Annotated in this window: 11 protein-coding genes, 1 pseudogene and 1 riboswitch; all 12 genes and pseudogenes read right to left on the bottom strand. The window is 55.8% G+C overall.

The genetic code is table 11. The features are described 5' to 3' along the window. Nucleotides 1-9: 9 nt before the first annotated feature. The 12 genes and pseudogenes from KSY55_RS06155 to KSY55_RS06100 all read right to left on the bottom strand — a co-directional run bounded on the left by KSY55_RS06155 (nt 10) and on the right by KSY55_RS06100 (nt 15,548). Nucleotides 10-1,287, bottom strand: coding sequence for a nucleoside hydrolase (locus KSY55_RS06155; RefSeq protein WP_217749603.1), 1,278 nt, complete (start codon nt 1,285-1,287; stop codon nt 10-12). A 189-nt stretch (nt 1,288-1,476) separates the two neighbouring features. Beyond that, a complete protein-coding gene (locus KSY55_RS06150; RefSeq protein ID WP_118249894.1) occupies nt 1,477-2,577 on the bottom strand; it encodes an ABC transporter substrate-binding protein in 1,101 nt (366 codons plus the stop codon). 287 nt (nt 2,578-2,864) lie between these two features. Further along, the gene (locus KSY55_RS06145) at nt 2,865-3,704 is read right to left on the bottom strand and encodes an ABC transporter permease (RefSeq protein ID WP_254881861.1); all 840 of its coding nucleotides are present in this window, start codon (nt 3,702-3,704) and stop codon (nt 2,865-2,867) included. A 309-nt stretch (nt 3,705-4,013) separates the two neighbouring features. After that, nucleotides 4,014-5,570, bottom strand: coding sequence for a GH32 C-terminal domain-containing protein (locus tag KSY55_RS06140; RefSeq protein WP_065440046.1), 1,557 nt, complete (start codon nt 5,568-5,570; stop codon nt 4,014-4,016). A 146-nt stretch (nt 5,571-5,716) separates the two neighbouring features. Beyond that, on the bottom strand, nt 5,717-7,042 hold the full coding sequence (locus KSY55_RS06135) for an MFS transporter (RefSeq protein WP_022244713.1): 1,326 nt from the start codon (nt 7,040-7,042) through the stop codon (nt 5,717-5,719). A gap of 286 nt (nt 7,043-7,328) precedes the next feature. Next, nucleotides 7,329-8,372 (bottom strand): LacI family DNA-binding transcriptional regulator, encoded by a 1,044-nt coding sequence (locus tag KSY55_RS06130; protein ID WP_217749604.1) that lies wholly within the window; start codon nt 8,370-8,372, stop codon nt 7,329-7,331. Nucleotides 8,373-8,472: 100 nt separating this feature from the next. Beyond that, complete coding sequence (locus KSY55_RS06125; RefSeq protein ID WP_004220731.1) at nt 8,473-8,838, bottom strand: thiamine-binding protein; 366 nt, start codon at nt 8,836-8,838, stop codon at nt 8,473-8,475. Between the two features lie 67 nt (nt 8,839-8,905). Further along, on the bottom strand, nt 8,906-9,748 hold the full coding sequence (gene thiD / locus KSY55_RS06120) for a bifunctional hydroxymethylpyrimidine kinase/phosphomethylpyrimidine kinase (protein ID WP_065441169.1): 843 nt from the start codon (nt 9,746-9,748) through the stop codon (nt 8,906-8,908). A gap of 83 nt (nt 9,749-9,831) precedes the next feature. Continuing rightward, nucleotides 9,832-10,569: pseudogene (locus KSY55_RS06115) on the bottom strand (thiamine phosphate synthase); the annotation flags it as partial. Between the two features lie 129 nt (nt 10,570-10,698). Then, nucleotides 10,699-11,568 (bottom strand): hydroxyethylthiazole kinase, encoded by an 870-nt coding sequence (locus KSY55_RS06110; RefSeq protein WP_004220724.1) that lies wholly within the window; start codon nt 11,566-11,568, stop codon nt 10,699-10,701. Continuing rightward, a riboswitch (TPP riboswitch) is annotated at nt 11,559-11,667 on the bottom strand. Its footprint overlaps the gene before it by 10 nt. 90 nt (nt 11,668-11,757) lie before the next feature. Beyond that, nucleotides 11,758-13,572 (bottom strand): hypothetical protein, encoded by a 1,815-nt coding sequence (locus tag KSY55_RS06105; RefSeq protein WP_118268991.1) that lies wholly within the window; start codon nt 13,570-13,572, stop codon nt 11,758-11,760. A 35-nt stretch (nt 13,573-13,607) separates the two neighbouring features. After that, complete coding sequence (locus tag KSY55_RS06100; protein ID WP_229087060.1) at nt 13,608-15,548, bottom strand: PilT/PilU family type 4a pilus ATPase; 1,941 nt, start codon at nt 15,546-15,548, stop codon at nt 13,608-13,610. Between the last annotated feature and the right edge of the window lie 30 nt (nt 15,549-15,578).

Genomic DNA, 15,578 nt, shown 5'->3' with positions numbered 1-15,578 from the left:
TTTTGTTTGTTACAACGTGCTGATTCGGGTGGTGAAGGTGGGGACGAAACGGGAGGAGTCGACTTGGAAGGCTACGTGGATGCGGGGTGCGTTGGAGTCGATCAGTCCGGCGGGATCGCCGATGGTTCGGCCTCGGGTGCCGTGGAAATCGCCGGTTTCGAGTTCGACTTTCATTGGTAGGTCGATACAGGTCACCAGCGGCGGGTCCACGGCAACGGCGGCGGCCAGAGGATCATGCAATGGCATGCCCTGTGAAAACAGTCGCGCGTCGGCCTTGAGGTTTGCGGCAATGGAAAAATCAGCCATGTCGGCGAGGAATACGCGCACATCGGAAGCAGATGGGCTTGCAGCCACACTCGAGGTTCGAGCTGAAGCTGCATTTGAACTACCAGCTGAACCATCAAGTGAATCAGCGACTTGGGATGCGGTCGAGCTGGTAAGTGTGCCAGCATTCGCTGCTTCACGCCAAGCACGGGTCGCATCGGAACCCATCAGGCATTGATGCGTTACGTCCAAGCCGACCATGGTGATGTCGGCACCGGAATGGAACACGCGATCTGCGGCTTCCGGATCCTGAATGATGTTCGTTTCCGCAGTCAGATCCCAACAGTTGCCTTCCTGCGTCAACGTGCCGCCCATCATCACCAGTTTGAGTTTGCCGGCAATATCCGGTGCGGCCGCGATCGCAGCATCAATATCGGTCAGCGGACCGGTCGCAACCACAGTGACGTCGAAACCATAAGCGCGAACCTGATCAATAATGAACTGCACGCCTTCGGAAACCGAGTCGGCGGAAGAATCATCAGCATGAATAAAAGAAGCCGAATCCGTAGTAAGCGACAATTCAAACGAATCAACCGCAGGATTCGCATGAACATCATCCAACGCATATCCGCCAACGGAAATCAGACTACGATAATCACGAGAAAAAACAGTATCAGAACCGGAATTATCCGAAAAAATATCTGAAAAAGCAGTATCCGAAGACGAACTATCGCAAGCCGGGCCGAATCCTCCCAATCCGTCCGTGCCGTGAAACTGCGCACAACCTGCATCCGGAATGAAACACCGAGCCCATGAAGGATGCGACGATCCACGTATCACCGGAATGTGCCGAAGCCCCAACCGTTCCAGCACATACGAAGTATTGCGAACCGCAGTGTCGACGGAAACATTGCCGTACGTGCCGATCACGCCAAGCACGTCAACAGTGTCGAACGTCGCAAGGTATGCCAACGCCAGTGCATCGTCGATACCGGTGTCCACATCAAGAATCAGTCGTGTCATATTTGTATTTAATCAAACTCGTGCAATGAAGCCAAATGCAACGCATAATGGTGCGGCATCCCACAAACCATGTTCAACCCGAACTGAGCAAGCAGTGTTGGGCATGAAATAAAAATGCAGGATGCCGTATTCCAATATTTTCGATTATTCGCACCTAAACGGGTTACAAACCTACTCGTTCAAACCCGATTATTTCAGGAATTCGTCGGTGGCGAGATCCTTGGCTTGCGGAGCGTCGTGCACCACCTTGTCATGCGAATCGGTGTAGGCGTCTTCCTGAGCGAGGAAGTCGAAATACTGCTGGGCGCCTTCAACGTCGTTCGTACCGAACGTGAACGAACCATCCTTGATCTTGGCGGGATCGCCCCAATACTGACCGTCCACAATGGTTTTCATGCTTTTCTTGACGAAATCAAGCCTGAGATTCGCGTCGGGAGCTTCCTTCACAAGGATCTTCGCTGCATCGTCAGGATTCGAATATGCGTACTCGTAGCCCTTCTTGGTGGCTTGTACGAACTTCTTCACCAGTTCGGGATTGTTGGAAATCGTCTTGTCGCTGGTGATCACGCCAATGGTGTCGGCATTGCCGGGAACGCCGTAATCCGGTTCGGTAAAGCAGTTGAGCTTCGGACCGTACATGTCGGCCTGCACACCCTCCCAAGTGGTATAGAAACCACCGAAATCAGCCTTGTTGCTGGACAGCGTTTGGAACGTGGACGTGCCGACGGTCACCTTGTCGAATTCACCCTTACCTCCGTCCGACTGAATCATGCGACGGATCACCGCATCGGATTCGTTGGATCCGAACGTGGCGAAAGTCTTGCCGTCGAAATCCTTCGGGGATTTGATTTCAGTGTTGGAAGCGAGCGAACACCAGATGGCGCTTGGCTTCTGCTGTACCTGCAGCACCTGCTTGATGGTTGCGCCCTTAACAGCGTACGTGCTTACGTTGGTGAGATTCGACAATGCGAAGTCGGCCACGCCGTTGTTCACGGCCTGTTCGGCACCGGCCTGTGCCACGGCCACGATATCAACGTCAAGACCTGCCTCTTTGAAATAACCCTTGTTTTTCGCCACATATACGCCGATATGATTGGTGTCGGGCGCCCAGGACAGCATGAAGGTCACTTTGGTCAGATCGCTGCTGCCAGATGCTGTGCTTGTTGCGGAATCGTTGCTTTGTCCGCATGCGGTAACGCTGAACAACATGGCGATTGCGCTGAAGAGTGCGATTATTGTGCTTGCGATGTGAGTACGTGCGGTGGCGTCATGCCTGCTGAAGATGCTCATAAAGCGATTTCCCTTGAATCTGTATTCTCTATCGTTTTCTAGGGATATGCTGCGAGCGGAGTTCTGGCAGAAAACGATACGAAGGGCCTCAGGCCCCCGCTCGTCCAATGCCCCCGACATTCCTTACGGTGCCTAGTGAAAGGCGTGGAATATTGCCGGTTTGCCACGCATTGGCTTAACAGCGGGTTTTATTATACGTAGGCAGCGTGACCGACATGCAATGCGGAGTGGCGGAATGCTGCGAATGCTGCGTTTGCAGAAGGCCGATGATGTTTGGCGTGTTTGACTTACTGGTCTGCATCGGGATCGGTGTCGGCATCAGCTGGGCCGAGCAGGACGCGTTCGCTGAGGTTCACCAGGCACATCAGAACGCCGGTGATGGCGATGATGACCAGCGTCGCCGAGAAGATCAGCGGTGTGCGGAACGAGTTGTAGGCGGCCTGTAGCCAAATGCCAAGACCTTTGCGCGCGCCCAAATATTCTGCGGTGGCGGCGGTGGCGAAAATGTATGCGGCGGAAACGCGGATGCCGCCATAAATCTGACGAGCGGCCACACGCAGCTTCACATGCCACAGTGTCCACGCTTTCGTGGCGCCACAAGTCAGCGCAACATCCGAATAAAACTGGGGGACCGCTTCAAGCCCACGAATCGTCTGCACTGCAATCGGGAATAAGCCGAATACCGTTACGATCACGATTTTTCCGGAAATCTCAAAGCCAAACCAGATCAAAAATAGGGGAGCGATGGAAATCAACGGCATGGTCTGCGCAGCTGAAAGCAACGGGAGCAATGCGGCGTTCGCGATGCATGAGCAGTACAGCAGTATGCCGATGAGAATGCCGAACAGTACGGCGAACAGGAATCCGACGGTACCTTCAAGCAAAGTGACTTGCGTGGCAGGCCATAACGTCGACCATGTTTCGACGGTGGCCTGTGCGATTTCGCTTGGTGCGGCGATCATGGTGCTGGGCACATTGCCGATGCGGACCCACGCCTCCCATACCGCCAGCAACAGCACTACTGCAATAACCGTGGGAATACGGCGTTTGCAAACGTGAGCAAAGGCGGACAAAGCTTCGAGAAGTTTTGCGACAATGCCGGCTTTTGAATTCGTGTTCGCAGCCATGCCCGAACCCATGTGCGAACTCGTGTTTGAGGGTATGGATCCTGTTGCCGAATCCCTGCGTTGAACGTGCGAAACCGCCATCGTTCACCTTGCTTTCTGCGCCATAGTGGGCGCGCACGTGACCGGTGGCGAGAAATCAGTAAGGTGAGGAGCCTGCCCGCGTTCCGGTCAGAAAAGTTCATTACCGGGGTGCCAGTATAAAGCACTCCCTAAACCACGTTCCAAACCAAAACGAAAGGCGGGTTTCGTATCTCATTCGACACGAAACCCGCCTTACTCTTTACCCCTTGCTACTGCCTTGGATTAGCCTCACTCCAGTCCGATGGACTTCATGGTGTGGAGCTTCAAGGACTTGACCTCAAGCGTGCCGGATTCGGCAACAAGTTTGATGGCTCGTGGGCCTTCGGAAGCGTAGCTGAAGGAGCTCATGGCCTGACGGCCGTCGTTTACGTACACTTCCACGCAGCCGCGATCCACAAACACGCGCAGCTTGAGCTCGCCGGAAGCCAGTTCTTCGGCGGAAAGCGGCGCGGTACGGTAGCCACGATCGCCCTGAGCTGCGGCCTGACGGTCGATCACCACGCGGCCGATCTGATCGTCGAACGCCACATACGTGTAAGAGCCATCCTCAGTCGCGTGAATCTTCAGACCGGCGCGTTCCGCGGTGGAGGCGTTGAGATCGATGGTCATTTCGATTTCAACGGCTTCGGCATCGTCGGCAATGGTCTGCTCGCCATTGACGTCCAGCGAGATCGCACCGAAATCGGTGGTGTTTTCGCGCAAGCCCTCCATTTCGACAACCGGAGCGGTGTGCAGATCGCCGTCGGCGCCCAGGGTGATCTCACGCGGAAGGGTCAGGTTGCCGCACCAGCCGTCATCCTGCATCGGAATCGGCTCAACGAACGGGCTCATCCAGCCGTATACGATCTGGCGCTCGCCATCGTTGAAGGACTGCGGAGCGTAATAGTTGTGGCCGCAATCCCACAGGCGAAACTCGGTTTCCGGCTGGAACGCCTCGCCCGGGGTCCACGTGCCGATCATGTAGCCGGCGTTGGAAACGTTGCGGTTCATGAAACCGGAGGCCTTTGCGCCCATGGCGGAGAAGCCGATGACCCACTTCTCATTGCCCTCGGCGTCCTTGATCGGGAAGAAGTCCGGGCATTCAAGCATGAAGACGTTCGGATCCGGGTGTTCGAACAGCACACGCTCGTAGGTCCAACGAACCATGTCATCGGAGGAGAACAGCCACATCTGGCCGCGCTTTTCTACGGAGGAGACACCGAAGGTCATGTACCACTTGTCTCCGGTCTTCCATACCTTCGGGTCACGGTAGTGGTGGTCGACCTTATCGAGCGGGCAATCGATGATCATGCCGCGCTTGGTGGCGCTGGTCAGCTCGTCGTTGTCTGGTTCGGCGATCATCTGCACCTGCCAGTCGCCGCCGGTGTTGTCGATGCCGTTGGCCCAGCGGTGGCCGGTGTAGTAGAACTTGAGCTCGCCGTCATCGCCGATCACTGCGGAACCGGAGAACACGCCGTCCTTTTCCTCTTCGAGAGTCGGGGCGAACATGATCGGCTCACGCTTCCAGTTGAGCATGTCGTTGGAGGAGACGTGACCCCAGTGCATCGGGCCCCACTGGGTGCCGTACGGGTGCAGCTGGTAGAACACGTGCCAACGGCCCTTGTAGAAGCACAGGCCGTTCGGATCGTTGATCCAGCCGCCGTTGGAGGCGATGTGGAACTTCGGATACCAACGGTTGTTGCGCGCGGCGGCCATGGCTGCAACGCCCGCCTCCGCCTGTGCCAGAGCCTCGCTGTGGTTCTTGATTTCGTGAAGGACGGGTGCGTCCGGGGTGAAGCCAGTCATCGTTGAATAGCCTTTCTTGTGATTGTTGAATTGCTGCTTATTGAGTTTTGAGTAAAAGTTGTAAGAATGCTGCCCGAAGCGGAAAAAGGGGAAACGCTTCGAGCAGCACGATTCAGTTATGTTCTTGGCCGGACTTGCGATTGCGTTCAGGCGTTCGCTTCTGCAGCGGCCTGGGCCTTGAGCTGCTTGTCGGTGTAGAACGGATCACCGCCGACTTCCTGGTCGTCCTTCTTGATCACGAAGAAGCCGTAGATCAGGGCTGCCAGCACGATGCCGGAGATGGTGAAGAAGGTCGGGCGATCGCCCATGGCGTCATGCAGGGCGCCCATCGGGGTGGAGAAGATCACCTGGCCGATCTGGGAAGCGATCTGGAAGCCCACCATGTACAGGGTTGCCGACAGCTTGGTGTCGAAGTGCAGAGTGAAGTAGCGGAATGCCGGCAGGCAGAACAGCGGAACCTCGATGGAGTGGAACAGCTTGACGATGGAGACGCTGACCGGATCGTGGAACACGCCGCACAGGCCGATGCGCAGGAACATCACGGTTGCACCGAGCAGCAGGGAGTTGCGCACGCCGATCTTCTTCATGATGATCGGAACAACACCCATCATGGCGGACTCGAGGAACACCTGGAAGGAGTTCAGGGTGCCGTAGGTGGCGTTGCCGATTTCAGTGGTGGAGAAGAGGGAAGCGTAGTAGTTCGGGAACATCTGCTGATCGAACACGGTATAGAAGGTGTTGGTGAACAGCATGAAAACGATGAGCACCCACAGGGTCGGCATCTTCAGAACGGAAATCATTTCCTTGAAGGACGGGTTGGTCGGAGCCGCGTTCGGATCAGCTTCCTTCTTGAGCTCTTCCTTCTGCTCGGCCGGAACCCAGAAAGCGTAGATGCACAGCATGCCGAGGCCGCAGATGGAGCCGACCCAGAAGTTCAGCAGCGGGTTGATATTGAACAGGAAGCCTGCACACAGCGCCACGATGGCGTAGCCGAATGAGCCCCAAGCTCGGGACTGGCCGTATTCGAAGCCGAACTTGCGGGAGTAGCGTTCGGTGAGTGCCTCGAACAGGGAGCAGCCGGCCATGAAACCTGCGGACAGCACGATGGAGCCGATGAGCACGCCGATGAAACGGGTGGTGCCGCCGGCTGTCAGCATCGGGGCATACACGAACTGCACGAACGGGCCGACGAGCGCTGCGATGGCGGAGACGAAGATCACGAGCTTACGCTTGATGCCCAGTTGGTCCTGGATGGCGCCGTAGGCGAACATGATGACCAGGGTTGCCAGGGAGTTGATGGAGTAGATCTGGCCCTGCTCGGCGGAGGTCATGCCCAGACCGTGGGCCGGGTCGGTAAGCCAGCGGGAGAAGAAGGACCACCAGATGCCCCACGAGCAGAAGAACATGAAGATGCCGAAGGAGCTCTGCAGGTAGGAAGGATTCTTCCATGCAGATCGAGTTGTACTTGCCATGTTGTTGTTTCTCTGTTTCTCTTTGTTTGTGCCGCTGCCGCGCGGCACCTCGGTTGTGTGCCGATGTTGTGTTATGCCGTCATTCACCCAGCTGCCGTGCCAAGTGGATGAACATGGTTAAATAATAGCGCGTCAAATGATTGACGTCAATCGATTGACGTAAGTAATTCCAACGCTTTTCGGAAGTGTTGGAATTAAGCCGAAATGGGGGATAAAAAAGAAGGCCTCTCGGCGTGTCGTAGCGGACACGTCAACAGGCCTTTCATGTGGTCTTAGATCGCGAAACTTAGCTGCGAACCGATCCCTTTTCTATCAGCGCGCAATGGATCTTCGCAGGAATCGGCGAATCCAACGGCGGCATGGGAGCGGTGGTATTCGGCCAAGACGAACTGTCGACGGGCTTGCGTTCGATCATCGAAATAAGCTTGCATGCGGCCCAATAACCCATCTCATAGTGGGGCAGTTCCACCGTGGTCAGCTGCGGTTCCAGCGTTTCGGCGAGCACGCGGTGGTTGTCGACGCCGACGATGGAAACGTCCTTGCCGACGGTCAGTCCGCGGCGTGCCGCACATTCGTACACATACCATGCGCGCGCATCATTGAAACAAAAGAAACCGTCGGGATTGCGTTCGTCAAACAGTTTGTCGACGGCACGCAACGCAGGACCATTATTGAGCACATTGCATACCAGCGAAGGATCATAGGCGAAACCGGAATCCTGCAATGCCGCCTGATACCCGGAAAAACGGCCATCCTGCGCAATCATGTTTTCCGAGCATCCGATGTAGGCGATACGCTTGCAATCGGCCTGAATCAGCCGTTTCGTGGCATCATAGGCGATTTGGAATTCGTCCGGCTCGATGCTGGGAATCTGGTTGTCGGCATCGGTGGCATCCACCATCACCACCGGATAATCGCCGAGCGAGGCTGGCACGCTCGCAATGCGATTCGACATCTTCGAATAGAAGAAACCGTCCACGCCATACCGTTTCAGCGTGGCGATTTCGTTCTCTTCGCTCGCCCTGCCATCGGTGCTGACCGTGATGATCATGTACCCGTAGGTGCTTGCCGCGTCTTGCGCGCCCAGAATGATGCCGCCTGCGTACGGCGTGGTGGCAACTTCCTCGCTGATGAAGCCGAGAATTCGCGTGCGGCAAGTGCGCAGGCTGCGCGCCAGAGGATTGACCGTGTAGCCGAGTTCGTCTGCCTTCTCGCGTACGAGCGCGGCCAAAGGGGCTTTCACACGTCCTTCATCCCTGCCGTTAAGCACCAGGGAAACAGTGGAAATGGACACCCCTGTCGCTTCGGCAATTTCCTTCATCGTAGTCATATTCGCTACACTATACCCAAATCAATAAGAAAAGCGCGCCATTCCTTATAAATAGCGCGCTTTTCGATTTTTCTGACGATCTAACAGTTTATTGCCTGATTTATTCCGACAGGATTTCGTCCACAAGTGCCTGCTTGGCGTGGATCTGACCTTCGAAACCCGGGCGAATGTCGAGACGGATCACCACGTCGGTGCGATAGCCCTGGCCAGCCAGCTTCATGGTGGCGTCGCGAATCACCTTGAGCACGTCGTCGATGTCGCCTTCGATGTTGGTGAACATGGCGTTGGTTTCACTCGGCAATCCGGATTGACGGATCACGTCGACCGCCTGCGCCACGTACGTGGACTTTTCAGGGCTTGCGCCGGCGGGGGAGATGGCGACTGCGGCAAGCGTGTTGATATACGGTTTGCCGGTTTCCGGGTTGATCGGCACTTCCTGCTTTTCCGCATTGCGATCAAGGGTCATGTTCGTTCCTTTCGTTGCGTTCCTATCGGCCTGATACGACTTGGATTGGTTGGTGCGGATTTGGCTGTCAGCGCCATTTCCAAGCGTGATCCATCGGTCCGGATCCGTGACCGAGGTCAAGCTGCGCCTCCAAGGCGCCCGTCAGATACAGTTTTGCACTATCGACGGCTTCCGGCAATGTCTCGCCAAGCGCCAGATGCGATGCGATCGCCGAAGACAGCGTGCATCCGGTGCCATGCGTGTTCGGATTATTGATACGACGCGCGCGGAACCAAGTGACTTTGCCGCTCGGTTCAACGAGCACATCGCTGGCATCCTGCGTGCCATGACCACCTTTGACGAGCACCGCGCAGCCGAAATGGCCGGCGAGCATATGGCCTGCCGTCACCATGTCGTTCTCACTGGAGATGCTCTCGCCATTCTCGTAGTCGATCGCGTCGGCACCCTGCTCGACGGCCAACTCGCACAGCGCCTGGGTTTCCGGCATATTCGGCGTGATGACGGTGGCCAGCGGGAACAGCTTGGAAGTCAGTGCCGCAATCGCGTCATCTTCGATAAGCTTCGCGCCGGACGTTGCCACCATCACCGGATCAAGCACGATATTCGTGGCACCATGCGCAATCAGACGGTCGGCGATCACGTTGATGAGCTCCACGCTCGACACCATGCCGATCTTCACCGCGACCGGCGGAATATCTTCAAATACTGCGTCGATTTGCGCGGCGAGCATTTCCGGAGGAGTGTTCGTGACCATGGTCACGCCTGTGGTGTTCTGCGCGGTCAGCGCCGCGATGGCGGTCATACCGAACACGCCATTGGCAAGCATGGTTTTCAAATCCGCCTGAATGCCGGCACCGCCGGAGGAATCCGATCCCGCGATGCTCAATACCGGTGCCAAAGTGCTGGTCATGAATGACTCCTTACTTGCTTTTGCTTGCTTATGATGCGAAGTTCTGAAATATTCGTGATCCGTGATTGCTATTTGCGCAGTACGTGCCCATGCTTTGCATCACCGCGCACTGCCTTCCATCGCGAAACCATATTGCGGGTCGCCTCTTCCGGATCGCTTGCGCCGGCAATGGCCGACACCACAAACCAGCCGGCCGCCTTCGAATGTGCGAGCATCTCCATATCGTTGGCGGTCACTCCACCGCCGACCACAACCGGAAAATCACTCGCATCGCAGATCGCATTGATCTGCGCCTCGTCGAGCGTATGCCCGGAACCATCGTTGCCACCAACGGAAGCTTCCGGCTTGGTAGTGGACACGTGCAACGGGCCGGCCCCGATGTAGTCGATGCAGCCGGCAGGCAGCTCGTTGATCAGCTTCACCAGGCTTTCCGTTTCGGCAGACAAGCCCACAATGGCATCTTCCCCAAGCAACGCGCGGGCTTCCTGCGGTTCCAAGTCGGTTTGCCCAATATGCACGCCGTCAACTTTGATGCCCTTGTGACGTGCCTGCCAAACTACATCCACGCGATCGTCGATCACAAACGCCACGGAATCGGATTTGCCGTTGTTCTCGATAACCTGCGCGATATCGCGTGCCATGCTGGTGATGTCTTTCGCGTCGGTGTTCTTGGCTCGCAGCTGGATGAACGTTGCACCCCCGCGCAACGCATCCTCAATCACACCGGTAATAGTGCGGCTCTTGCAATCCTGCGGGCCGACCACAAAGTAGGCGCTCATATCGAATGTATCGCGCATCGATGCATATGAATAATTGTTCATATAATCAACCCTTCTCGGTAAGTGATTCAGAAAACCTACAATGTGAACCGGCAATCGTCCATATTTTCCACATACGCAATTGCCGAACCCTGCATGATATGCCGAATACCATGCAGGGTTCGGCAAAGCCTAGTCGATGATGATTTCGGAAGCGGCGACTTCCTCGGCGGTGACGTTCCAAAGCGCGTCAAGCAGCGCCACTTGGAAAGATCCGGGACCGGACGATTTCGCTTCGGCGATTTCGGAAGCCCTGTTATACAGCAATGATGCCGAAATCGCGGCGACAAGCGGTTCGGCCACGGCCAGATACGTTGCGGTAACGCCGCCGAGCGAACAGCCGGCGCCGGTGATCTTCGTCATCATCGCGCTGCCGCCGGGCAAACGGAACACGCGCTCGCCGTCAGTCACCAGATCGACTGCTCCGGAAACGGCCACCGCGCCGGCTCCAACAGGGGAGTATTTCGCAAGATGACGAGCCACTCGTTTGGCCGCGTCAACGGCGGAATCGACTTCGTCGACGGCTTCCACGCCTGCCGGGCGAGTGCCGGGAACGGTGGAATCATGCTGTGCCAAACCCCACATCGCATCGAGCGCGATGATTTCGCTCGCATTGCCGCGCACAATGGTCGGCGGGTATGTGCGGAACGATTCGAGAATGGCGGTACGGGTTTTGCCGATGCCCGCGGCGACCGGATCAAGTACCCACGTCTTGCCGTTCTTGTGCAGTTTGTAGGCGATTTCCGGTAGCGCGTCCTTGAAGAACGGCAGGAGTGTGCCCACATTGATGTAGTTCGATCCGGCGATTTCCGCGGTGTCGATCACGTCGTCAGGCAGGAAGCTCATGGCTGCGGTGCCGCCGGCGGCCAGCTGCGCGTTGGCCACAAGATTCATCGTTACGAAATTGGTGAACGACTGTGCCAAAGGTGTGGTTTCGCGTACGTCGTTTACTGCCTGCGCAATCTGTTCACGCAATGCAGCTGCATATGAGTCATCGCCCATTGTCTGCTCCCTACGTTGGTCCTAACCAACAGGTTCAAAGGGTCAGGCATTTGCCTATCTCAGCTTCCGCTTTCGCCGGAAGCCCCCCTGCATGTACATAACATACCTAACCTATACAAAGGTGCTGACAGTGGCACGTTTTGCATAAACGAACAATCGACACGTTCCAGTTGGATGCCGGTCCACCTGTTATCTGCGCGTTGCGCCGTCGGGCCAGTCGATTCCAGGATCGGGCGAATGCAATACGTTCTCGTAAATGTCGTTGCGCACGTAAATTTCGCAGGCGCCTTCCGACCATGTGCTTTTCCAAGGTGTCTTGGTTTCGGCGATTTTGATTTTCGTGTAATGGTTTCTGTCGTAACCAAGGTCGGAGAAGAAAAATGGCTGATACAGAGTGTCGTAGAATTCGGGTTCGCCCCACGATTTCCATGTTTCGATGTCTTTCTTTCCCGCATAGGGGTCAACGCACCATTCCCACGACGAATAGCTTCGTCCCTTGTATGCATTGGCAAGAAGCGTATGGTCGAAGTAAGGGGCTGAATCGATAAGGGTGCTGCCGTACCAAGAAGTGTAGTCGATGCAGTCGGTGCCGCCGCAATATCCGCCTTTGTCGATGATTTTGTTGATTTCTGGATTGGAAGCGGTGTCGTTCTTGCTGACGCGTGTCCAGCCTGCCATCCAACGGTATTGCTCCAAATGGTTGGTTTTGATAAAAGACGCTACCGCCCGGGAAGACGAATAGTCGTACCGAATATCGCAAATACTGGCGCTTGCCGTCCAATACACGCTGACAAGCATGAAGATAAGACCGAGGATTTTGAAGAAACGGAGATACCGTTCCGTTTTCTTCGGTCCAAGAAGAGTCATAACACGGTTGTTGAGATTACGGATCCACTGAGGCCAATCGTTGGAATTGATTTTTTCGATATCGCAATCGATGGCGAGAATGGCGATGAAGAATCCCAAGATGATTCCCGCATGATGCATGGAAAGATGCGCGGTGAACGCAACGCTTATACCCAAGTATGTGGTGAGCAGCAATGATGCGGTTTTCCGGCGTAGGCAAATCTGAATAAGAAAACACCACATCAGGCATGACATTACGCACGGCATAAACAGCTCGCTTGGCGTGAGAGCGATGAACTGCATATTGCCATCCGACAGGGTTGAAGTGAACAACGTCTCGGAAGGCATTACCAGCCAGGTGTTGAATACGGAAACCCATGCGGGTGATGTTGTTGCAGTGCCATGTATGTCAAAGTCACCGTGGTATGTGCCGGGTGCGGGGAGTACGTTGAGGAGCAGTATAATGGCGAATACCAGTAGCAGAACAAGTCCTGCGAAACGCTGCTTGTTTTTTATAAGCGAGCGTTCGCCGCAGAGAAATTGAATCGTCCAATTCAAGGCAAGCATGCCGGCGATTGCCAATCCGTAAGAGCTCGTGGCGCATAGCAGCATCATGCTGAGTATGACTGGCCATGGCTTGGTGTTGCGGTTGTTCCAATTGATGGCTATGAGCAGCATTGCGGCGATCATAAGCGCATATGGTCTGGAAGTTACGCCATACTGGTAGCAAAGAAAATAGGAAAATGGCAGTATTACCTTTAGTAATTCGGGTAGTTTCGTTTTGAATTCCAAAAGCCAGATCATCAGCGCGGCGCACATAGGATTGAGGGATTTCAATCCTATTTCGTAAGGCATGCCAAGTTTGGCGGGAATGGCAAGCAGCATCCACCAAAGAGGTGGGTGTCCTTCGTAATGGGTGCGTACGGTAAGCAGTTCCTTCCATGAGCAATCACGTGCGATCAGCCAAGCTTGCGCCTCATCAAACCATGGTTCGTGAAAACACGACACGGTGACGGTCACTGTCACGTAGGCGATGAAGACAATGCAGTGCAGCCGTTGTTCGGCGAACCAGGTGAAGAGTCTTTTTCGAAGGTTCGTCGCGCGGTTCGCCGAAACGTCAGGCTGGATGATGGTTGGTGTTTCTGCTGTGTTGCTCATGATAGGTGTAAAGATGGTGTATGGGTACGGCGAGGTTAGAAGGAGGAGCGGGCGCCGCAGAGTTTTTCGAATTCCTCGAGGACCTGCACCTTGGCAAGAGCGTCTTCGAAGGTGATGACGCCCTTGTTGACGAGTCTCGCCAGATCTTGGTCAAGCGTATGCATGCCTTCCTTTTCGCCGGATTGCAGCACGGTACGAATCTGATGCGCCTTGCCTCCGCGAATCAACGCGGCCACGGCCGGAGTGTTGATCATCACTTCGGTGGCAGGAGCGCGGCCATGCCCGCTGGCACGTGGAATCAGGGTTTGCACGACCACCGCGCGCAGAGTGGAGGCCACCTGCACGCGAATCTGCTGCTGCTGATTTTCCGGGTACACGTCGATCAGACGGTCCACGGTCGAACCGGCGTCCTGCGTGTGCAGGGTGGCGAACACCAAGTGGCCGGTTTCCACGGCGGTCAACGCGGTGGAAATGGTTTCGAGGTCTCGAAGCTCGCCCACTTCGATAATGTCGGGATCTTCACGAAGCGCGCGCTTAAGCGCTTCCGCGAAACTTTTGGTGTCGGTTCCCACTTCACGCTGGCTCATCACGCAACGCTTGTGTTGATGCACGAATTCGATCGGGTCTTCAATGGTGATGATATGGTCGGCGCGTTCGGCATTCGCTCTGTCGACAATCGCGGCGAGCGTGGTGGATTTGCCGGAGCCGGTCGGACCGCATACGAGCACGAGTCCACGCGGCAGTAACGCCAGATCGGCGATATGCGGGTCGAGACCAAGCTCCTGCGCGGTTTTGATTTCCGTGGGAATGGTTCGTAATGCCGCGCACACGCCCAAACGGTCGCGGTATACGTTGACGCGGAATCGCAGCAGATCGCCGATGGAGAATGAAATATCAAGTTCCAAATCGTCTTTGAACCGTTCCATCTCCAGCTCGTTGGTCATCACTTTGATGGCTTCATACGTGCGGTCCTTGTTCCACACGCTCAGCCCTTTGGCGGGGCGCAGCTTGCCATCCACGCGCAGCATTGGCGGATCGTTGACCACCAGATGAAGATCGGACGCGTTCAATTCCACCAGCTGGCATATGGCAGCCACGAATTCCGGATCCGCATCGGGATGTTCGGCATGCAATGTTTCTTTGACCTGTTGCGCTTTGATTCTGCGTTGTCCGGGAACAGCGTCCTCGTCGGAATCATTGGTTTCGGGCACTATGAAATCCACGATTAGCCTGTTGTTCATATTGGGTTGCGGTCTGGCAGCGGGCGCAGGCTGCGCAATATGGTTGATGGCGGAAGGCTGCATGGTCTGCGTGTTCTCCTCGTACGCCGCATAGTCGTCCGGCTGTTGCGCGAACGGCGTGCCGCCTGGAATGAATGATGGCGGATCGCCGTCGATTTGCTGGATCGGTCCATGATACTCGAATGCAGGGGTGACTTCCGTCACGTCATCGTCGAATTGCAGATTCTGTTGATCCACGGCTTCGTTTTCCGGGGTTTCCGGAAAAGCGGTGTCGTAGGAGAGTTCCTGTTGTTCTGCAATGAGCGGTGTTTCCGCAGGCCGTGTCGGAGCGGGTTGCGGTTCCGCTACAGATTGTGATGCAACGGCTTGCGGGGCAGCTGACTGTTGCATAGGCTGCCGCTGTGCGCTCTGTTGAGGCTCGGCCGCCGGCTGTTGCTCGACCGCGGCCTTAGGCATGGGGTCGGGAACGGTACCGGAACCATGCCGCAACGCGGGCATGGCGTCAAGCGACGCGAAAATATTGCGTAAACTGTCATCGTCAGCCTGAATCGCATTGTCGGGCGACCAATGGCGTCCCCTACGCGGATCCTCGTTGAATGAAGGAGCGGTACTGGGAATGGTCACACCTTTCAAACCAGACAAATCGGTGTTCGTATCCCAAGTCGGCTGCGCATCGGGATCCGTCGCGGTGTTCATTTCGGTTTTCAGCTCGGGTTGCTGTTCAATATCGGTCATCATTGTCCTTTACATATGTTGAAAACGCGG

It is taken from the genome of Bifidobacterium sp. MSK.13.1 (genome assembly GCF_019131435.1).
GTDB classification, from domain to species: Bacteria; Actinomycetota; Actinomycetes; order Actinomycetales; family Bifidobacteriaceae; genus Bifidobacterium; species Bifidobacterium pseudocatenulatum.
The sequence above is the reverse complement of the archived record's forward strand: the minus strand, read 5'-3'. Positions and strand labels throughout refer to the sequence as shown.